Here is a 15,285-nt window from a genome sequence, read left to right as displayed (position 1 = left end):
GCAATCATGTCCAGGACATGTGTACTTTATGATTGTATCCTAAGTGCGCCCCACTATTATGTGATCTGACAATACGTTGTAGCTACTGGAGTTCACATGCGCATCGCAATCGCCGCCGATCACGGCTCCACGGCCGACCTCGAAGCTGCTTTGGCCGAGTTCGGCGTCCTGTGCGATCCCACCGAGAGCATCGCCGAACTTCCCTCCGTGGTCGCGCTCAGTGGCCCCTATGACCTCGTGCTGCTGCGGGTCGGGCAGCCGCTGCGCAACTCCCTGCCGGCGCTGCGCGACCTGCGCCGCCGCGGCATGACCCTGCCCATCATCCTGTCCTGCAGCGGCCCCGCGGTGCCGGAGGAGGAGGAGGCCGCGCTGCATGCCGGGGCGGACGACGTGATCTTCCACCCGTTCCGTGCGCCGGTGCTGCATGCCCGGATGCAGGCCATGGCCCGCCGCGCCCGCGGCTATACCTCGGCCGAGCTGGTCTGCGGCAACGTCATCCTCGACCAGGAACAGCATGCGGTCACGGTCGATGGCGCCCGGGTCAACCTGACGGCGCGGGAATTCGACTTCCTCGAGACGCTGATGCTCCACAAGGGCGTCCTGCTGACCAAGGAGCGCTTCATGACCCGGCTCTACGCCGACTCCGAGGCACCCGATTCGAAGATCGTCGACGTCTTCGTCTGCAAGCTGCGCCGCAAGCTAGCCGCCGCCGGCGCCGCCGAGATCATCCGCACCGTCTGGGGCCGCGGCTACGTGGTGTTCGAGCCCTCGACCCAGGCCATCGAGGCGGCCCGGCTGACCCGCCAGCCGGAAGCCGAGCCGGCGCCGCGCGGTTGGGTCCGCCGGGCGCCGCGCTTCCTCGCGGTACCCGCCTGACGCCGCTGGCACGCCGGTTGCGCTGACCCGGCCGGCGCCCGCATCCCGCGGGCGCCGGGGTCCGGACCATGCGCGCCATCGCCTGCTGCCTGCTGCTTCTGCTGCTGCCCGGGGCCGTCCGGGCGCAGCCTGCCGAACCCGGCCAGTCGTGCCGCGCCGCCATCGCCCAGGCGGAGCGGGACCGCGGCATCCCGCCCCGGCTGCTGGCGGCGATCGGCCGGGTGGAAAGCGGCCGGCGCGACCCGCAGACCGGGACCACCCACCCCTGGCCCTGGGCGGTCAATGCCGAGGGGCGCGGCAGTTTCTACCCGGACAAGGCGGCAGCCATTGCCGCGGTGCGGGCGCTGCAGGCGGCCGGCGTGCGGTCGATCGATGTCGGCTGCCTGCAGATCAACCTGCGCCACCACCCGCAGGCCTTCGCCACCCTGGAGGAGGCCTTCGACCCGCTGGCCAACGCCCGCTACGGCGCGCGCTTCCTGGCCGAGCTGCAGGCGACGCGGGGCGACTGGATGCAGGCCGCGGCGGCCTACCATTCCCAGACCCCCGGCTTCGCCGAGGCCTATCGCGCCCGCGTCGCCGCCGCCTGGCTGGCGGAGCAGGGCATGCCGGCGCCGCCGCCGACAGCCTTCGCAGCGGCGGTGCCCGGCGGCGGAGCGATGCTGGACAACGGGGCGGCGCGGGCGCCGCTGCTGCCGGCGGCATCCGGAGCCGGGCGCGGCCTGGATGCCTACCGCGCGGCGCCGATTCCGCTCGCCGGCCGGGCGCCGGCCCTGCTGCCGCGACGATCCTGACCTGGGCGGCCGGTATCAGCGCATCGGCCAGGAATACATCAGCCCGCCATCGGTCCAGAGCCGGTTCATCCCCCGCTCCAGCCCGATCGTGGTCTTCGGGCCGAGGTGACGTTCGAACAGCTCGCCGTAATTGCCGATGGCGCGGATGGCGTTGCCGGCCCAGGCCGGGTCGAGCTTCAGCGCCTGGCCCAGCACCGGATCGACGCCGAGCAGCCGGCGGATGTCAGGATTGGGGCTGGCCTTCATCTGCTCGGCGTTCTGGCTGGTGACGCCCAGCTCCTCCGCCTGGATCAGCGCGGAGACGGTCCAGCGGACCACGTCGAACCATTCCTGGTCGTCGCGCCGCACCACGGGGCCGTAGGGCTCCTTGCTGAAGCGCTGGGGGAGGATGACGAAGTCGCCCGGCTTGGTGAACTGGCTGCGCAGCGCGGCGAGCTGCGTCGCATCGGTGCCGATCGCGTCGCACCGCCCGGCCTGCAGCGCCTGCGCATTGTCCTGCATGCGTTCCTGCAGCAGCGGGGTGAAGCGCGAGCTGTTGGTGCGGAACCAGTCGGCCGTCACCAGCTCGTTCGTCGTGCCCGGGGACAGGCAGACGGTCATGCCGTCCATCCCCTTGGGGTCGCCGATATTGGCGTCCCGGCGGACCATGAAGCCGTGGCCGTCGTAGAGGTTCACCGTGACCATGCGCAGGCCGAGCGTGGTGTCGCGCGTCATGGTCAGGGTGGTCTGGCGGATCAGCACGTCGATCTCGCCGGATTGCAGCGCGGTGAAGCGCTGCACCGCGGTCAGCGGCACGAAGCGGACCTTGTTGGGGTCGCCGAACAGCGCCGCCGCCAGGCCGCGGCAGAGATCGGCATCCATGCCGCGCCAAGTGCCCTGGCTGTCCGGCAGGGAGAAGCCGGCGACGCCGACATTGACGCCGCAGTTCAGCGTGCCGCGGGCCTTGACGGTGTCGAGCGTCTGCCCCGCCTGAGCGGAGCCCATGCCGAGCGCGAGGAGGCCGGCGGCGAGCCAGCGCAGGGGGGCCATGCTCATGCCCTCAGCGGATCGGCGACCAGGGGACCGGCTTCAGCACCAGGGTGTTCTGCGCCTTCAGCGCGCCGAGCCCGCCGGTAGCCTTGGCGAATTCGCCCCAGGCCGGATCGGCCGCCATCGCCGCACGGCGGCGGTCGCGGTCGCCGAGCGAGCTATAGGCCCAGGCGAAGACCGCCTGGTTGATCGGCCCGCATTCGGTCACCGCGAAGAACAGCAGTTGCCCGAGATGCTTGTCCTGCACCGGCTTGCCCAGCGTCTCGTAGGCCTGCAGCCAGCTGTTGATCCGGCCCGGCTCGAAGTCGTAGGTCCGGTGATCGACGAACATGGCGTCGCCCTCGATCGTCTTGACGAAGGGCTGGCCGACCTTCTGGATCGGCGAGAAGGGCACGGTCTTCAGCAGCTTGGCTTCCTGCGCCATCAGCGCGCCGATCGGCCGGGTCTCGGACAGGAAGCGCTGCCATTCCGGATCGGCGTCGCGCCGGACCATGCCACGCTCGCGCTCGTCGATGTCGTCGAAGCCGCGGATGAACAGCACGCGGTTGATCTGGCCGAATTCGACCGTGAACATGCCCATCAGCGGCGTCAGGGTGCGCGAGGAGGCGGGGCCGCCGATCTCGGAATAGGCCTTCAGCCAGGCCGGCAGCTTGCCGGGATGCGCGGTGTAGATGCGCTGCTCGATGAACATGGTGTTTCTCCCCAGGACGCCGCGACGCGGCAAGACGGCCGGAGTGCCGCATGTTCCGCCGCGGGGGTCAATCCGCGCACGCCTTTCGACAGACAAGGTGTCGAAAGGCCTTGCGGAGGCGTCGCTCTTTCGACAAAAATGATGTCGAAAGGGGGCGGCCGATGAACATCCATGACCTGACCGCCCTGACCGGCGAGACCGCCCGCCAGATCCGCTACCTGATCGCCGAGGGCCTGATGCCGCCGCCCACCGGCGGCCGCGCCACTGCCGACTATGGCGAGCCGCACCTGGCGGCGATCCGCGCCTTCCAGCGGCTGCGCGCGCTCGGCTTCCGCCCGGCGGCGATCCGCCTGCTGCGGGAGGGCCGCGGTGCCCCGGTCAGCATCCCGCTTGGCCCCGGGCTGGCGCTCAGCCTCGACCCCGCGCTGCTGGCCGGCAGCCTTGGCCCGCCACCCGACCCCGGGGCGCTCGCCGCCCGGATCACCGACCTTCTCGCCGACCTCCTGACGGAGACCACCCCGGATGTACCCGCCGCCGCTGCCGACCCCGCCGAATGAAACCGACCCGCTGGCCGCCTGGCAGGCCGGCGCGGCCGACCGCCGCAGCGGCCGGCCGATCCCGCTGAGCGCGACGCGCATCCGCGTGCTGCTGGACGGCGGCCTGGCGGTGGTGCGGACCGAGCGGGTCTTCCGCAACGCCGAATCGCAGTCCATCGAGGCCACCCTCACCTTCCCGGTCCCGGTGCATGCGACGCTGTTCGGCCTGGCCGCGCGGATCGACGGCCGGCTGCTGCGCGGCGTGGCGCAGCGGCGGGAGGCGGCGCGCACCCAGTACGAGGCAGCGGTCGATCGCGGCCGCAGCGCCGTGCTGCATGAGGAGGTGCTGCGCGGCGTCCATATGCTGTCGCTGGCGCATGTGCCGCCCGGGGCGGAGGTCACCGTCGCCTCCGACTGGGCGGTGCCGCTGGCCGCCGGCGAGGCCGGCGTGGCGCGGCTGCGCATCCCGGTGACGGTCGGCGACATCTACGGCTGCTCGCCGCTGGCCGCGAGCGACGACCTGCTGACCGACCCGGGCGTGCTCCACACGGCGGAGATCGAGCTGGCCTGCGCCACCGGCACGGCGCGGCTGGAGGGCGGCCCGGCGCTGGACGCCGGGCGCGCCCGGCTGCGGCTCGACCGGCCGATCGACATCGCGGTTGCCGGCTGGGCCCCTGCCCCGCTGCGGGGCCGCGCCGCCGACGGGCGGCAGGTAACGCTCAGGATCGCCCCGGCACCGGCCGGCGACGTCGCCCTGAACGCGGTGGTGCTGGTCGACCGCAGCGGCTCGATGGGCAGCTATGGCGGGCCGCGCACCAAGCACGCGACGGTCGTCGCCGGGCTGCGCGCGGCGGCCACCGGCCTGCGCCCCGAGGACCGCGTCGCGCTCTGGGAATTCGACGACACCGCCAATGCGGTCGCGCCGCGCCGCGGCGGCGCGGGCTTCCTCGGCGCCGTCGAGGCGCTCGGCCCGCCGCGCGGCGGCACCGATATCGGCGCGGCAATCGCCGCCGTGCTGCGGCTCGGCCAGCGCGACATCCTGCTGGTGACCGACGGGCAGAGCCATGCGCTCGACGTGCAGGCGCTGGCCCGCAGCGGGCGGCGCTTCGGCGTGGTGCTGATCGGCGCCGAGAGCCTGGAGGCGCGGGTCGGCCATCTCGCGGCGCTGACCGGCGGGGAATTGCTGGTCGCCGGCGACGATGCCGAGGAGGCGGTGCGGCTCGCCTTCGCCGCGCTGCGCCGGCCGCCGCCGGAGCTGGCGCCGGTGGCGGTGCGACCCGCCGAGCTGCGGGCGGTGCTGGCCGGGATGCGGATGACGGCGCGGCTGGAACCGCCGGCGGATGGCCTGGCGCAGGCCGACCCCTGGGATGCTGGGTCGCTGCTGCCGCGCGCCGTCGCCGCGGTCGCCGCCGCGCTGGCCTTGCCGCGCCTGCCGGAGACCGTGGCGGCGGCGCTGGCGGAGGCCGAGGGGCTCTGCTGCCACCTGACCAGCTTGGTGCTGGTGGACGAGGCCGGCGCGGTGCAGCCGGGCCTGCCGGCGCAGCGGAAGGTGCCGCTGATGGCGCCGGCTGCGGCTCCGGCGATGCATGCGCCGGCCCCTGCGTCGATGCTCGGGTCCATGTTGCGGCAGCGCTTCGGTGGTCACGCCGCCCGGCGGATGGCGATGCCCGGACCGCCGGCGGCCGGCCGCATCGACATCCCCACCTTCCTGCGCCAGGTCGCCCCCGAGCCAGGGCCGATGGAGGGAATGCCGCCAAGCGCGCCGCTGCCACAAGACGTGCCGCCGATCGCGGCCGAGGCGCCTTCCGCGCCGGGCCCGCGCGCCGCCACACCCGCCAGCCCGCGGGCATTGCGGCGCGCCCCGACCGGGCCCTTGGCCTTCAGCCGCGGCCGGGTGGACTGGACGCGCGACCCGGAGGCACTGCGGCAGGGCCGGCTGGACGGGGTACCGCAGGCGGTGGTCGCCGCGCTGGACAAGGTGGCGGCGCTGCCGGAGGTTGCCACCCTGGCCGCCGCGCTTGGCGAGGCGCCGCTGGTCGTGGCGCTGGCGCTGCTGGCCGGGTCGGAGGCATCCGGCAACCGCCATGCCGAGCATTTCGCCCGCCAGCTCCTGGCGGGGGCGGATGCGACGCTGCTGGCGGCGGCGCGTCAGTCAGCGGATCTATAGGATCGGGCGCGGGGATGGTGAGCCGGGTGGGACTCGAACCCACGGCCACGAGATTAAAAGTCCCGTGCTCTACCAGCTGAGCTACCGGCTCACACGGTGCCGCCGCGCGCGGGGAAAAGCGCGCGGCGGCGGGAAAGTCAACCGGCGGAAGGGTCTGCCGCCGCGGCCTCCGCCTCGGCCGGCGGGGCTTGCGGCGTGGCCGCGGGTGCATCCGCCGCGATGCGGGCCTTCACCAGCCGGTCGGGGCCCTGGACGATGCCGTTGCCGCCGGTGCCGCGCTTGATCTTGTCCACCGCCTCCATCCCCGAGACCACGCGGCCCCAGATGGTGTACTGGCCGTCGAGGCTCGGCGCCGGCGCGAACATGATGAAGAACTGGCTGTTGGCGCTGTGCGGCGCGGCGGTGCGGGCCATGCCGCAGGTCCCCCGCACGAAGCGCAGCTTGTTGGTGAACTCGGCCTGCAGGTCGGCATAGCCGGCGTCGCGCGCACCGCCCGTGCCGGTGCCGGTCGGGTCGCCGCCCTGGGCCATGAAGCCCTCGATCACCCGGTGGAAGGGGGTGTTGTCGTAGAAGCCGGCGCGGGCCAGGGTCTTGATCCGCTCGACATGCCGGGGGGCGAGCTCGGGCATCAGCTCGATCGTCACCGCGCCGTCCTTGAGCTCGAGGATCAGCGTGTTCTCCAGCTTCGGGTCGGGCTCGGCCGGAGCCGCGGCCACTGGGACCTCGGGCTCAACGGCCGGCGCCTCGGCTTCGGCCGTCCCGGTCGCGGGCGCCTCGGCCTCGGTCGCGGGCACTTCGATCGGCGGCTGGCCGGGAATCGTCTCGGGGGTGCCGGCTTCGTCGCTCATGCTCAATCGTCCTTCTGGAGCAGGCGCCCTACCGGCGCGATCTGCTCGTCCCATAAAATGGCCGGGGCGGCATCCCCGCGCCGCGGCGCAAGGATGCCGCCCCGGCGCGCGCGGATCAGGCGATGCTGGCGCGGATCAGCTTGTCGGGACCGTTCACCGTGCCGCTGCCGGGCGCGCCGCGCTTGATCTTGTCGACCGCCTCCATCCCGCTGACGACGCGGCCCCAGACGGTGTACTGGCCGTCGAGGAAGGTCGCGTCGGCGAAGCAGATGAAGAACTGGCTGCTCGCGCTGTTCGGGCTCTGGCTGCGGGCCATGCCGCAGACGCCGCGGGTGAAGCTGGTCTTGTTGAACTCGGCGGCCAGGTCGGGCAGGTCGCGGGCGCCGCCGGTGCCGGTCCCGGTCGGGTCGCCGCCCTGGGCCATGAAGCCCTCGATCACCCGGTGGAAGGGGGTGCCGTCGTAGAAGCCGCGGCCGACGAGCAGCTTGATGCGCTCGACATGCTTCGGCGCGACATCGGGCAGCAGCTCGATGGTGACGGGGCCGTCCTTCAGCTCGAGGATCAGCGTGTTGCCGGGCGCGGGGGTTGCGGCGTCGGTCATGCGAATGGGTCCTGCTTGGATTGGGGGGTCAGGCGCTGGTGATCGTGGCGCGGATCAGCTTGTCCGGGTTGGTCACCGTGCCGCTGCCGGGGGCGCCGCGCTTGATCTTGTCGACGGCATCCATGCCGCCGATCACCCGGCCCCAGATGGTGTACTGGCCGTCGAGGCTCGGCGCCGGCGCGAACATGATGAAGAACTGGCTGTTCGCGCTGTTCGGGTTCTGGCTGCGCGCCATGCCGCAGATGCCGCGGATGAAGCGGTACTTGTTGGTGAATTCGGCGGGGATGTCGGGCAGGTCGCGGGCGCCGCCGGTCCCGGTCCCGGTCGGGTCGCCGCCCTGGGCCATGAAGCCCTCGATCACCCGGTGGAAGGGGGTGCCGTTGTAGAAGCCGCGGCCGACGAGCAGCTTGATGCGCTCGACATGCTTCGGCGCGACCTCGGGCAGCAGCTCGATGGTGACGTCGCCGTCCTTCAGGGTCAGGATCAGCCGCTCCTTGGCCTGCGCCCGGACGGGACGGATGAGGGCCGGGGCGCCAAGCAGGGCAAGGCCGGCGAGATGTCGTCGCAGCATGGGAAATCTCCGGTTTGGGCGGCGCCGGATGGCGGGCCTGGTCAGCCTTCCGCCGGCTGGCGCACGCGGGCCAGCGTCCGTTCCAGGGTCAGTTTCGGCACGAAGGAGGAGACATCCCCCCCAAGCCGCGCGATCTCCTTCACAAAGCGCGAGGAGATGAACTGGTTCGTCTCGCTTGCCATCAGGAAGACCGCTTCGATGTCGTGGTCCAGCCGGCGGTTCATCCCGGCCATCTGGAATTCGTAGTCGAAATCCGTCACCGCGCGCAGGCCGCGGATGATCATGCTGGCGCCCAACTCCTGCGCGAAGCCGACCAGCAGCCCTTCGAAGGGCCGCACCTCGATGACCGTGCCGGTGCGCTGCGCGATCACGTCGGTCTCGGCGCGGACCAGCTCGACCCGCTCCTCGAGCGGAAAGAGCGGGCTCTTGCCGATGTTGATCGCGACGCCGACCACGAGCTTGTCGAGGATGCGGGCAGCGCGGCCGATCACGTCCAGATGGCCGTTGGTGACCGGATCGAAGGTGCCGGGATAGAGGCCGACCCGCTCACGCATCGGACGATGCCCCGGGTTCAGCGGGCGGCTCGGTCACCGCCAGGGCACCAGTCTGCGCCAGGCCGGATTCGGTGCCGACCTCGGTCGCCGCATCGCCCTGGTCGTCGACGACCGGGAAGCAAGAATTCACGCGTTCCCCCTCATTCAATCGGAGGAGCATCACGCCCAGGCTGCGGCGGCGCGTCAAGCGGACCTGGTCGGCCGGCAGGCGGATCAGCCGGCCGGTATCGGTGACCAGCATGACGTCGTCGCCCTGGCGGACCGGGAAGGTGGCCACGACCTCCTTCCCCGTGCGGCGGCTGAACAGCATGGCTTCCAGCCCCTGCCCGCCCCGCCCGGTGATGCGGTAGTCGTAGGCCAGGCTGCGCTTGCCGAAGCCGCCATCGGTGATGGCGAGGATGATCTCCTCCGCCTCCTCCAGTTCGCGCGCACGGTCGAGCGAGAGGGTGACCTCGTCGCCAGCGGCTTCCTCGGCGCCGTCCTCGGCCTCCTCGGCGGGCGCGGCCTCGGCCTCCTCGGCGCCGTTGCCGTTCTCCGCCCCGTTGCCGTTCTCGCCGCGGCGGCGCTGGGCGGCGTTGCGGATCGCCGCCTCGCGCTCGGCCGGCGTCGCCTCGACATGGCGGAGCACGCTGAGGGCGATCACCTCGTCTTCCTTGCCCAGCCGGATGCCGCGCACGCCGGTGCTGTCGCGCCCGGCGAAGACCCGCAGCACGTCGTCGGTCGCCTGGAAGCGGATGGCGCGGCCCTTCCGGGTCGCCAGCAGCACGTCGTCGCCTTCGCGACAGGTCGAGACGCCGATCAGCGCGTCCCCGTCGTCGAGCTTCATCGCGATCAGCCCGGCCGCGCGGACATTCCTGAAATCGGACAGCTTGTTGCGCCGGACCCCGCCCGAGGCGGTGGCGAAGACCAGATGCAGGCCTTCCCACAGGCTCTCGTCATGCGGCAGCGGCAGCACGGCGGTGATCTGCTCGCCTTCCTGCAAGGCCAGCACCTGGCGCAGCGACCGCCCCTTGCCCTGGGCGCCGCCTTCCGGCAGCTGCCAGACCTTCTCGCGGAAGGCCATGCCGCGGCTGGTGAAGAACAGCACCCATTGATGGGTATGCGCGATGAAGCTGCGCATCACCACGTCGTCCTGCCGGGTGGCGGCCGCCGAGCGGCCGCGGCCACCGCGATGCTGCGCCCGGAAGGTGTCGAGCGAGGTGCGCTTCACATAGCCGTCCCGCGTCAGCGTGACGATCATGTTGCCCGGCTCGATCAGGCTCTCGTCGTCCACGTCGGCGATGCCGTCGACGATCTGCGTCATGCGCGGCGAGGCGATCTGGGCGCGGACGGCGCGCAACTCCTCGGTCATCACCTCCATCCGCCGCGGATGGCTGCCGAGGATGTCGAGCAATTCGCGGATGCGGCCGCCGATCTCCTCGAGCTCGGCGGTGATCTTGTTGCGCTCAAGGCCCGTGAGTCGGTTCAGGGTCAGCGCGAGGATGCCGCGCGCCTGCGCCTCGGTCAGCCGCACCGTGCCTTCCGGCGTGACGACGTTGCCGGCATCCTCGATCAGCGCCAGCAGCGTGCCGACATCGCCGGCCGGCCATTCGCGCGCCATCAGGCTAGCGCGCGCCTCGGCCGGGTCGGCGCTGGCGCGGATCAGGCGAATGACCTCGTCGATATTGGCCACCGCGATGGCCAGGCCGATCAGCAGGTGGCCGCGTTCGCGCGCCTTGGCCAGGCGGAAGCGCGACCGCCGCAGGATCACCTCCTCGCGGAAGGCGATGAAGCAGCGCAGCGCGTCGATCAGCCCCATCTGCCGGGGCTTGCCGTTGTCGAGCGCGAGGAAGTTGACGGGGAACGAGGTCTGCAGCTGCGTCATGCGGTAGAGCTGGTTCAGCACCACCTCGGCCGTCGCGTCGCGCTTCAGCTCGATGACGATCCGCATGCCGTCGCGGTCGCTCTCGTCGCGCAGGTCGGAGATGCCCTCGACCGCCTTGGCGCGGACCAGCTCGGCGATCTTCTCGATCAGGGTCGACTTGTTGACCTGGAAGGGGATCTCGGTGGCGACGATGGCCTGGCGGCCGCCGCGCATCTCCTCGATCTCGCACTTCGCCCGCAGCGGGATCGACCCACGCCCGGTCTCGAAGGCCGAGCGGATGCCGGCGCGGCCGAGGATCAGGCCGCCGGTCGGGAAGTCAGGCCCGGGGATGATCTTCATCAGGTCGGCAAGCGCCGTGTCCGGCTCGGCGATCAGCGCGAGGGTGGCGTCGATCACCTCGCCCGGGTTGTGGGTCGGGATATTGGTCGCCATGCCGACGGCGATGCCCTGCGCGCCGTTGACCAGCAGGTTCGGGAAGGAGGCGGGCAGGACCCGCGGCTCGCGCTCCGACTCGTCGTAGTTCGGCTGGAAGTCGACGGTGTCCTCGTCGATTCCCTCGATCAGCGCGGAGGCGGAGCGGGCCAGGCGGACTTCGGTATACCGCATCTGGGCCGGCGGATCGCCGTCCATGCTGCCGAAATTGCCCTGGCCGTCGATCAGCGGGACGCGCAGCGAGAAGGACTGCGCCATGCGGACCATGGCGTCGTAGATCGCCGCGTCGCCATGCGGGTGGTACTTGCCCATGACGTCGCCGACGACACGGGCCGATTTCCGGTGCGGCTTGTCGGCGGTGTAGCCGCTTTCCTGCATCGCATGCAGGATGCGGCGATGCACCGGCTTCAGGCCGTCCCGCGCATCCGGCAGGGCGCGCGCGACGATCACGCTCATCGCGTAGTCGAGGTAGGAGCGGCGCATCTCCTCCTCGAGGGTCACGGGCACGGCGTCTTCCGGGCGGATGCCGCCGCTGCCGTTCTCGGTCTCGCTCACGCTGGTGTTCTTCCTCGTCGTCCGGCGCCGGGCCGGCCTGCCGCAGGGCGCCGGGGGTGCTGCATCGTCATGGGGCTGCGGTTGCCGGCAGCACCCGGCCGCCGGTCAGGCAGCCGGGACATTCCCCAAGGTTCCCAGTCTAGTATTTTTGCGGCGCCGGGGCCACCCCGGCGGCTCAGAACGGAATGTCGTCGTCCAGGTCGGCGCCGCCCTTCGGCTTGCTGTCCCAGCCGCCGCCGCCACCGCCGCTGCTCCGGCCGCCGCCGCCCGAACGCTCACCGCCGCCATAGCCGCTGCCGGAGGACCGGCCGCCGCCATAGCCACCCCCACCGCCGCCTTCCTCGCCGCCGCCGCGGCTGTCGAGCAGGGTCAACTCACCCTTGAAGCGGCCGAGCACGATCTCCGTGGTCTCGCGCTCCTGGCCGTCCTTGTCGGTGTATTTCCGGGTCTCGATCTGCCCTTCCAGATACACCTTGCTGCCCTTCTTCAGGTACTTCTCGGCGATCTCGCCGAGTTTCTCATTGAAGATGGCGATGCGGTGCCACTGGGTCTTCTCCTTGCGCTCACCGGAGGCCTTGTCGTTCCAGGTCTCCGAGGTGGCGATGGAGAAAGACACCACCTTGCCGCCGGACTGCATGTTGCGGGCTTCGGGGTCACGCCCCAGATTGCCCACCAGGATCACCTTGTTAACGCCGGCCATGCCGCCAAAACCCCTGGAATCGAGCGCCTAGCATACCGCCTGCACCCGCCCGCGGCGAGTCCGGTGCATGCCTGGGACCTGCCGAGGCCCCTTCCCGCCACCGCAATATGGTGGCATTCCCCCAAGAACACAATGTGAACGTGGGCCGGCCCCGGCCCCGTGGAGCGACCCGATGGCCAGCCCGCCCAACCCCGTGGCCCACCCCCTGGCCGCCGGCCAGATCCGCATTCGGGGCGCCCGCACCCACAACCTGAAGAACATCGACCTCGACCTGCCGCGCGGCACGCTGACCGTCATCACCGGCCTTTCGGGCTCGGGCAAGTCGTCGCTGGCCTTCGATACCATCTATGCCGAGGGCCAGCGCCGCTACGTCGAGTCGCTGTCGGCCTATGCCCGGCAGTTCCTGCAATTGATGCAGAAGCCCGACGTCGACAGCATCGAGGGGCTGAGCCCGGCGATCTCGATTGAGCAGAAGACCACCAGCCACAACCCACGCTCCACCGTCGGCACGGTGACCGAGATCCACGACTACATGCGGCTGCTCTGGGCCCGGGTCGGCGTGCCCTACTCGCCCGCCACCGGCCTGCCGATCGAGGCGCAGACCGTCTCCCAGATGGTCGACCGGGTCATGGCGATGGAGGAAGGCACGAGGCTGCTGCTGCTCGCCCCGGTGGTGCGCGGCAAGAAGGGCGAATTCCGCAAGGAGCTGGCCGAGTGGCAGCGCCGCGGGTTCGAGCGGGTGAAGGTGGACGGCACGCTGCAGCAGATCGCCGACGTCCCGGCGCTGAAGAAGACGCTGAAGCACGACATCGAGATCGTGGTGGACCGCATCGTGGTGCGCGACGGCATCGCCCCGCGCCTGGCCGACAGCTTCGAGACCGCCTTGGCGCTGTCCGACGGTATCGCCTATGCCGAGAATGCCGAGAGCGGCGCGCGCACCGTCTTCAGCGCCAAATTCGCCTGCCCCGAATCCGGCTTCACCATCGAGGAGATCGAGCCGCGGCTGTTCTCCTTCAACAGCCCGCAGGGCGCCTGCCCGACCTGCGACGGGCTCGGCACGCAGAGCTTCTTCGACCCGCAGCTGGTCGTGCCGGACGAGCTGCGCAGCCTGGCGGAGGGCGCCGTCGCCCCCTGGTCCGGCGCGCAGTCGCCCTACTACGACCAGACCCTGGAAAGCCTGGCGCGGCACTACAAGGTGCAGACCAGCGCCCCCTGGGGCGACCTGCCCGCCAAGGTCCGCACCGCCATCCTGCACGGCAGCGGCGAGGAGGTCGTGGTGCTGCGCTACAAGGACGGCCTGCGCGCCTACGACGTGAAGAAGCCCTTCGAGGGCGTGCTGCCCAACCTCGAGCGCCGCCACCGCGAGACCGACAACCCCTGGGTCCGCGAGGACCTGGCGCGCTACCAGGCGGAGAAGCCCTGCGAGGCCTGCGGCGGCTTCCGCCTGAAGCCTGAATCCCTCGCGGTGAAGGTCGCCGGCTGCCATATCGGCGAGGCATCCGAGCTGTCGATCCGCAAGTCGCGCGACTGGTTCGCCGGCGTCATGGCGACGCTGACGCCGCAGCGGCAGGAGATCGCCCGCCGTATCCTGCGGGAGATCGAGGAAAGGCTGCAATTCCTGGTCGATGTCGGGCTGGACTACCTCTCGCTCGGCCGGTCGTCGGCCACGCTGTCGGGCGGCGAGTCGCAACGTATCCGGCTGGCGTCCCAGATCGGCAGCGGGCTGACCGGCGTGCTGTATGTGCTCGACGAGCCCTCCATCGGCCTGCACCAGCGCGACAACGAGCGCCTGCTGGCGACGCTGCGGCGGCTGCGCGACATCGGCAACACCGTGCTGGTGGTCGAGCACGACGAGGACGCCATCCGCGCCGCCGACCACCTGGTGGATATCGGCCCGGCCGCCGGTGCCGGCGGCGGCCGCGTCATCGCGCAGGGCACGCCGGCCGAGGTCGCCGCCAACCCGGCCAGCCTGACCGGCGACTACCTCTCGGGCCGCCGCCGGATCGAGGTGCCGGTCACGCGCCGCAAGGTGGACAGGAAGCGCGCGGTGAAGGTCGTCGGCGCCCGCGGCAACAACCTGAAGGACGTCTCGGCCGAGTTCCCGCTCGGCACCTTCACCTGCGTCACCGGCGTCTCCGGCGGCGGCAAGTCCACCCTGGTGATCGAGACGCTGTACAAGGCCGCGGCGCGCCGGCTGATGGGCGCCGGCACCGTGCCCTCGGCGCATGACAAGATCGAGGGCCTCGACCAGCTCGACAAGATCATCGACATCGACCAGTCGCCGATCGGCCGCACCCCGCGCTCCAACCCGGCGACCTATACCGGCCTGTTCGCCCCCATCCGCGACTGGTTCAGCGAGCTGCCGGAGAGCCGCGCGCGCGGCTACAAGCCGGGGCGCTTCTCCTTCAACGTCAAGGGTGGCCGCTGCGAGGCCTGCCAGGGCGACGGCCTCATCAAGATCGAGATGCACTTCCTGCCCGACGTCTACGTCACCTGCGACGCCTGCAAGGGCAAGCGCTACAACCGCGAGACGCTGGAGGTGAAGTTCCGCAACAGGTCGATCGCCGACGTGCTGGAGATGACGGTGGAGGAAGGCATCGAGTTCTTCTCCGCCGTCCCCGCCATCGCCGAGAAGCTGCGGGTGCTGCGCGAGGTCGGGCTCGGCTACATCCATCTCGGCCAGCAGGCGACGACGCTGTCGGGCGGCGAGGCGCAGCGCATCAAGCTGTCCAAGGAGCTGTCGCGCCGCGCTACCGGCCGCACTCTCTATATCCTCGACGAACCCACCACCGGGCTGCATTTCGAGGATGTCCGCAAGCTGCTGGAGGTGCTGCACCAACTGGTGGACACCGGCAACACCGTGGTGGTGATCGAGCACAACCTGGAGGTCATCAAGACCGCCGACTGGATCCTCGACCTCGGGCCGGAAGGCGGCGATGGCGGCGGCCGCATCGTCGCCGCCGGGACGCCGGAGGAGGTGGCGGCGACCGACGGCAGCCATACCGGGCGGTTCCTCGCGCCGTTGCTGGCCAGCCAGGCGGCGCCGGCGAAGAAGCGCAAGCGGGCCTGA

13 protein-coding genes and 1 tRNA gene are annotated in these 15,285 nt (G+C 71.3%); 5 read left to right on the top strand and 9 right to left on the bottom strand.

Annotation, left to right across the window (positions count from 1 at the left end; translation table 11 throughout):
* Positions 1 to 96: 96 nt before the first annotated feature.
* Together ACFQS7_RS22130 and ACFQS7_RS22125 are read left to right on the top strand one after the other, a co-directional pair.
* Positions 97 to 876 carry a response regulator transcription factor gene (locus tag ACFQS7_RS22130; protein WP_380069308.1) on the top strand — a complete coding sequence of 260 codons (780 nt, stop codon included), beginning with the start codon at positions 97 to 99 and terminating at the stop codon, positions 874 to 876.
* Between the two features lie 68 nt (positions 877 to 944).
* Entirely contained in the window at positions 945 to 1,667 is a 723-nt protein-coding gene (locus ACFQS7_RS22125; protein ID WP_380069307.1) for a lytic transglycosylase domain-containing protein, read from the top strand.
* A 15-nt stretch (positions 1,668 to 1,682) separates the two neighbouring features.
* Here ACFQS7_RS22125 and ACFQS7_RS22120 read toward each other — a convergent pair whose 3' ends face one another.
* Together ACFQS7_RS22120 and ACFQS7_RS22115 are read right to left on the bottom strand one after the other, a co-directional pair.
* Positions 1,683 to 2,702 (bottom strand): amino acid ABC transporter substrate-binding protein, encoded by a 1,020-nt coding sequence (locus tag ACFQS7_RS22120; RefSeq protein ID WP_380069306.1) that lies wholly within the window; start codon positions 2,700 to 2,702, stop codon positions 1,683 to 1,685.
* A gap of 4 nt (positions 2,703 to 2,706) precedes the next feature.
* Positions 2,707 to 3,387, bottom strand: a complete 681-nt coding sequence (locus tag ACFQS7_RS22115; RefSeq protein ID WP_380069305.1) for an NIPSNAP family protein — start codon at positions 3,385 to 3,387, stop codon at positions 2,707 to 2,709.
* A gap of 161 nt (positions 3,388 to 3,548) precedes the next feature.
* On the opposite strand from ACFQS7_RS22115, the gene ACFQS7_RS22110 reads away from it, so the two are divergent.
* Together ACFQS7_RS22110 and ACFQS7_RS22105 are read left to right on the top strand one after the other, a co-directional pair.
* Positions 3,549 to 3,944 carry a helix-turn-helix domain-containing protein gene (locus ACFQS7_RS22110; protein ID WP_380069304.1) on the top strand — a complete coding sequence of 132 codons (396 nt, stop codon included), beginning with the start codon at positions 3,549 to 3,551 and terminating at the stop codon, positions 3,942 to 3,944.
* A complete protein-coding gene (locus ACFQS7_RS22105; RefSeq protein ID WP_380069303.1) occupies positions 3,910 to 6,090 on the top strand; it encodes a VIT domain-containing protein in 2,181 nt (726 codons plus the stop codon). Before ACFQS7_RS22110 ends, ACFQS7_RS22105 begins: the two co-directional genes overlap by 35 nt.
* Before the next feature lie 15 nt (positions 6,091 to 6,105).
* Here the strand turns inward: ACFQS7_RS22105 and ACFQS7_RS22100 are convergent.
* The 7 genes from ACFQS7_RS22100 to ssb form a co-directional block, all read right to left on the bottom strand.
* A tRNA-Lys gene (locus tag ACFQS7_RS22100) sits at positions 6,106 to 6,181 on the bottom strand.
* Between the two features lie 46 nt (positions 6,182 to 6,227).
* Entirely contained in the window at positions 6,228 to 6,938 is a 711-nt protein-coding gene (locus ACFQS7_RS22095; RefSeq protein WP_380069302.1) for a peptidylprolyl isomerase, read from the bottom strand.
* Between the two features lie 115 nt (positions 6,939 to 7,053).
* Positions 7,054 to 7,539, bottom strand: coding sequence for a peptidylprolyl isomerase (locus tag ACFQS7_RS22090; protein WP_380069301.1), 486 nt, complete (start codon positions 7,537 to 7,539; stop codon positions 7,054 to 7,056).
* Between the two features lie 28 nt (positions 7,540 to 7,567).
* Positions 7,568 to 8,110, bottom strand: a complete 543-nt coding sequence (locus tag ACFQS7_RS22085; RefSeq protein WP_380069300.1) for a peptidylprolyl isomerase — start codon at positions 8,108 to 8,110, stop codon at positions 7,568 to 7,570.
* Between the two features lie 41 nt (positions 8,111 to 8,151).
* Positions 8,152 to 8,664: a pantetheine-phosphate adenylyltransferase gene (coaD, locus tag ACFQS7_RS22080; protein ID WP_380069299.1), complete on the bottom strand. Its 513-nt coding sequence runs from the start codon at positions 8,662 to 8,664 to the stop codon at positions 8,152 to 8,154.
* Positions 8,657 to 11,443, bottom strand: a complete 2,787-nt coding sequence (gyrA, locus tag ACFQS7_RS22075) for a DNA gyrase subunit A (protein ID WP_380069389.1) — start codon at positions 11,441 to 11,443, stop codon at positions 8,657 to 8,659. Before gyrA ends, coaD begins: the two co-directional genes overlap by 8 nt.
* A gap of 247 nt (positions 11,444 to 11,690) precedes the next feature.
* Positions 11,691 to 12,215, bottom strand: coding sequence for a single-stranded DNA-binding protein (ssb, locus tag ACFQS7_RS22070; protein ID WP_380069298.1), 525 nt, complete (start codon positions 12,213 to 12,215; stop codon positions 11,691 to 11,693).
* A gap of 172 nt (positions 12,216 to 12,387) precedes the next feature.
* Between ssb and uvrA the strand changes: the two genes are divergently transcribed.
* Entirely contained in the window at positions 12,388 to 15,285 is a 2,898-nt protein-coding gene (gene uvrA / locus ACFQS7_RS22065; RefSeq protein ID WP_380069297.1) for an excinuclease ABC subunit UvrA, read from the top strand.

Origin of the sequence: Dankookia sp. GCM10030260 (assembly GCF_042666655.1) — a bacterium.
Taxonomy (GTDB): Bacteria; Pseudomonadota; Alphaproteobacteria; order Acetobacterales; family Acetobacteraceae; genus Paracraurococcus.
The sequence above is the reverse complement of the archived record's forward strand: the minus strand, read 5'-3'. Positions and strand labels throughout refer to the sequence as shown.

Bases quoted from the DNA above. Each gene is read 5' to 3' on its own strand.
- ACFQS7_RS22110 (WP_380069304.1), top strand. From the start codon at position 3,549: ATGAACATCCATGACCTGACCGCCCTGACCGGCGAGACCGCCCGCCAG.
- ACFQS7_RS22125 (WP_380069307.1), top strand. From the start codon at position 945: ATGCGCGCCATCGCCTGCTGCCTGCTGCTTCTGCTGCTGCCCGGGGCC.
- ACFQS7_RS22085 (WP_380069300.1), bottom strand. From the start codon at position 8,110: ATGCTGCGACGACATCTCGCCGGCCTTGCCCTGCTTGGCGCCCCGGCC.
- ACFQS7_RS22095 (WP_380069302.1), bottom strand. From the start codon at position 6,938: ATGAGCGACGAAGCCGGCACCCCCGAGACGATTCCCGGCCAGCCGCCG.
- gyrA (WP_380069389.1), bottom strand. From the start codon at position 11,443: ATGCGCCGCTCCTACCTCGACTACGCGATGAGCGTGATCGTCGCGCGC.
- ACFQS7_RS22105 (WP_380069303.1), top strand. From the start codon at position 3,910: ATGTACCCGCCGCCGCTGCCGACCCCGCCGAATGAAACCGACCCGCTG.
- ACFQS7_RS22115 (WP_380069305.1), bottom strand. From the start codon at position 3,387: ATGTTCATCGAGCAGCGCATCTACACCGCGCATCCCGGCAAGCTGCCG.
- ACFQS7_RS22120 (WP_380069306.1), bottom strand. From the start codon at position 2,702: ATGAGCATGGCCCCCCTGCGCTGGCTCGCCGCCGGCCTCCTCGCGCTC.
- uvrA (WP_380069297.1), top strand. From the start codon at position 12,388: ATGGCCAGCCCGCCCAACCCCGTGGCCCACCCCCTGGCCGCCGGCCAG.
- ACFQS7_RS22130 (WP_380069308.1), top strand. From the start codon at position 97: ATGCGCATCGCAATCGCCGCCGATCACGGCTCCACGGCCGACCTCGAA.
- ACFQS7_RS22090 (WP_380069301.1), bottom strand. From the start codon at position 7,539: ATGACCGACGCCGCAACCCCCGCGCCCGGCAACACGCTGATCCTCGAG.
- coaD (WP_380069299.1), bottom strand. From the start codon at position 8,664: ATGCGTGAGCGGGTCGGCCTCTATCCCGGCACCTTCGATCCGGTCACC.
- ssb (WP_380069298.1), bottom strand. From the start codon at position 12,215: ATGGCCGGCGTTAACAAGGTGATCCTGGTGGGCAATCTGGGGCGTGAC.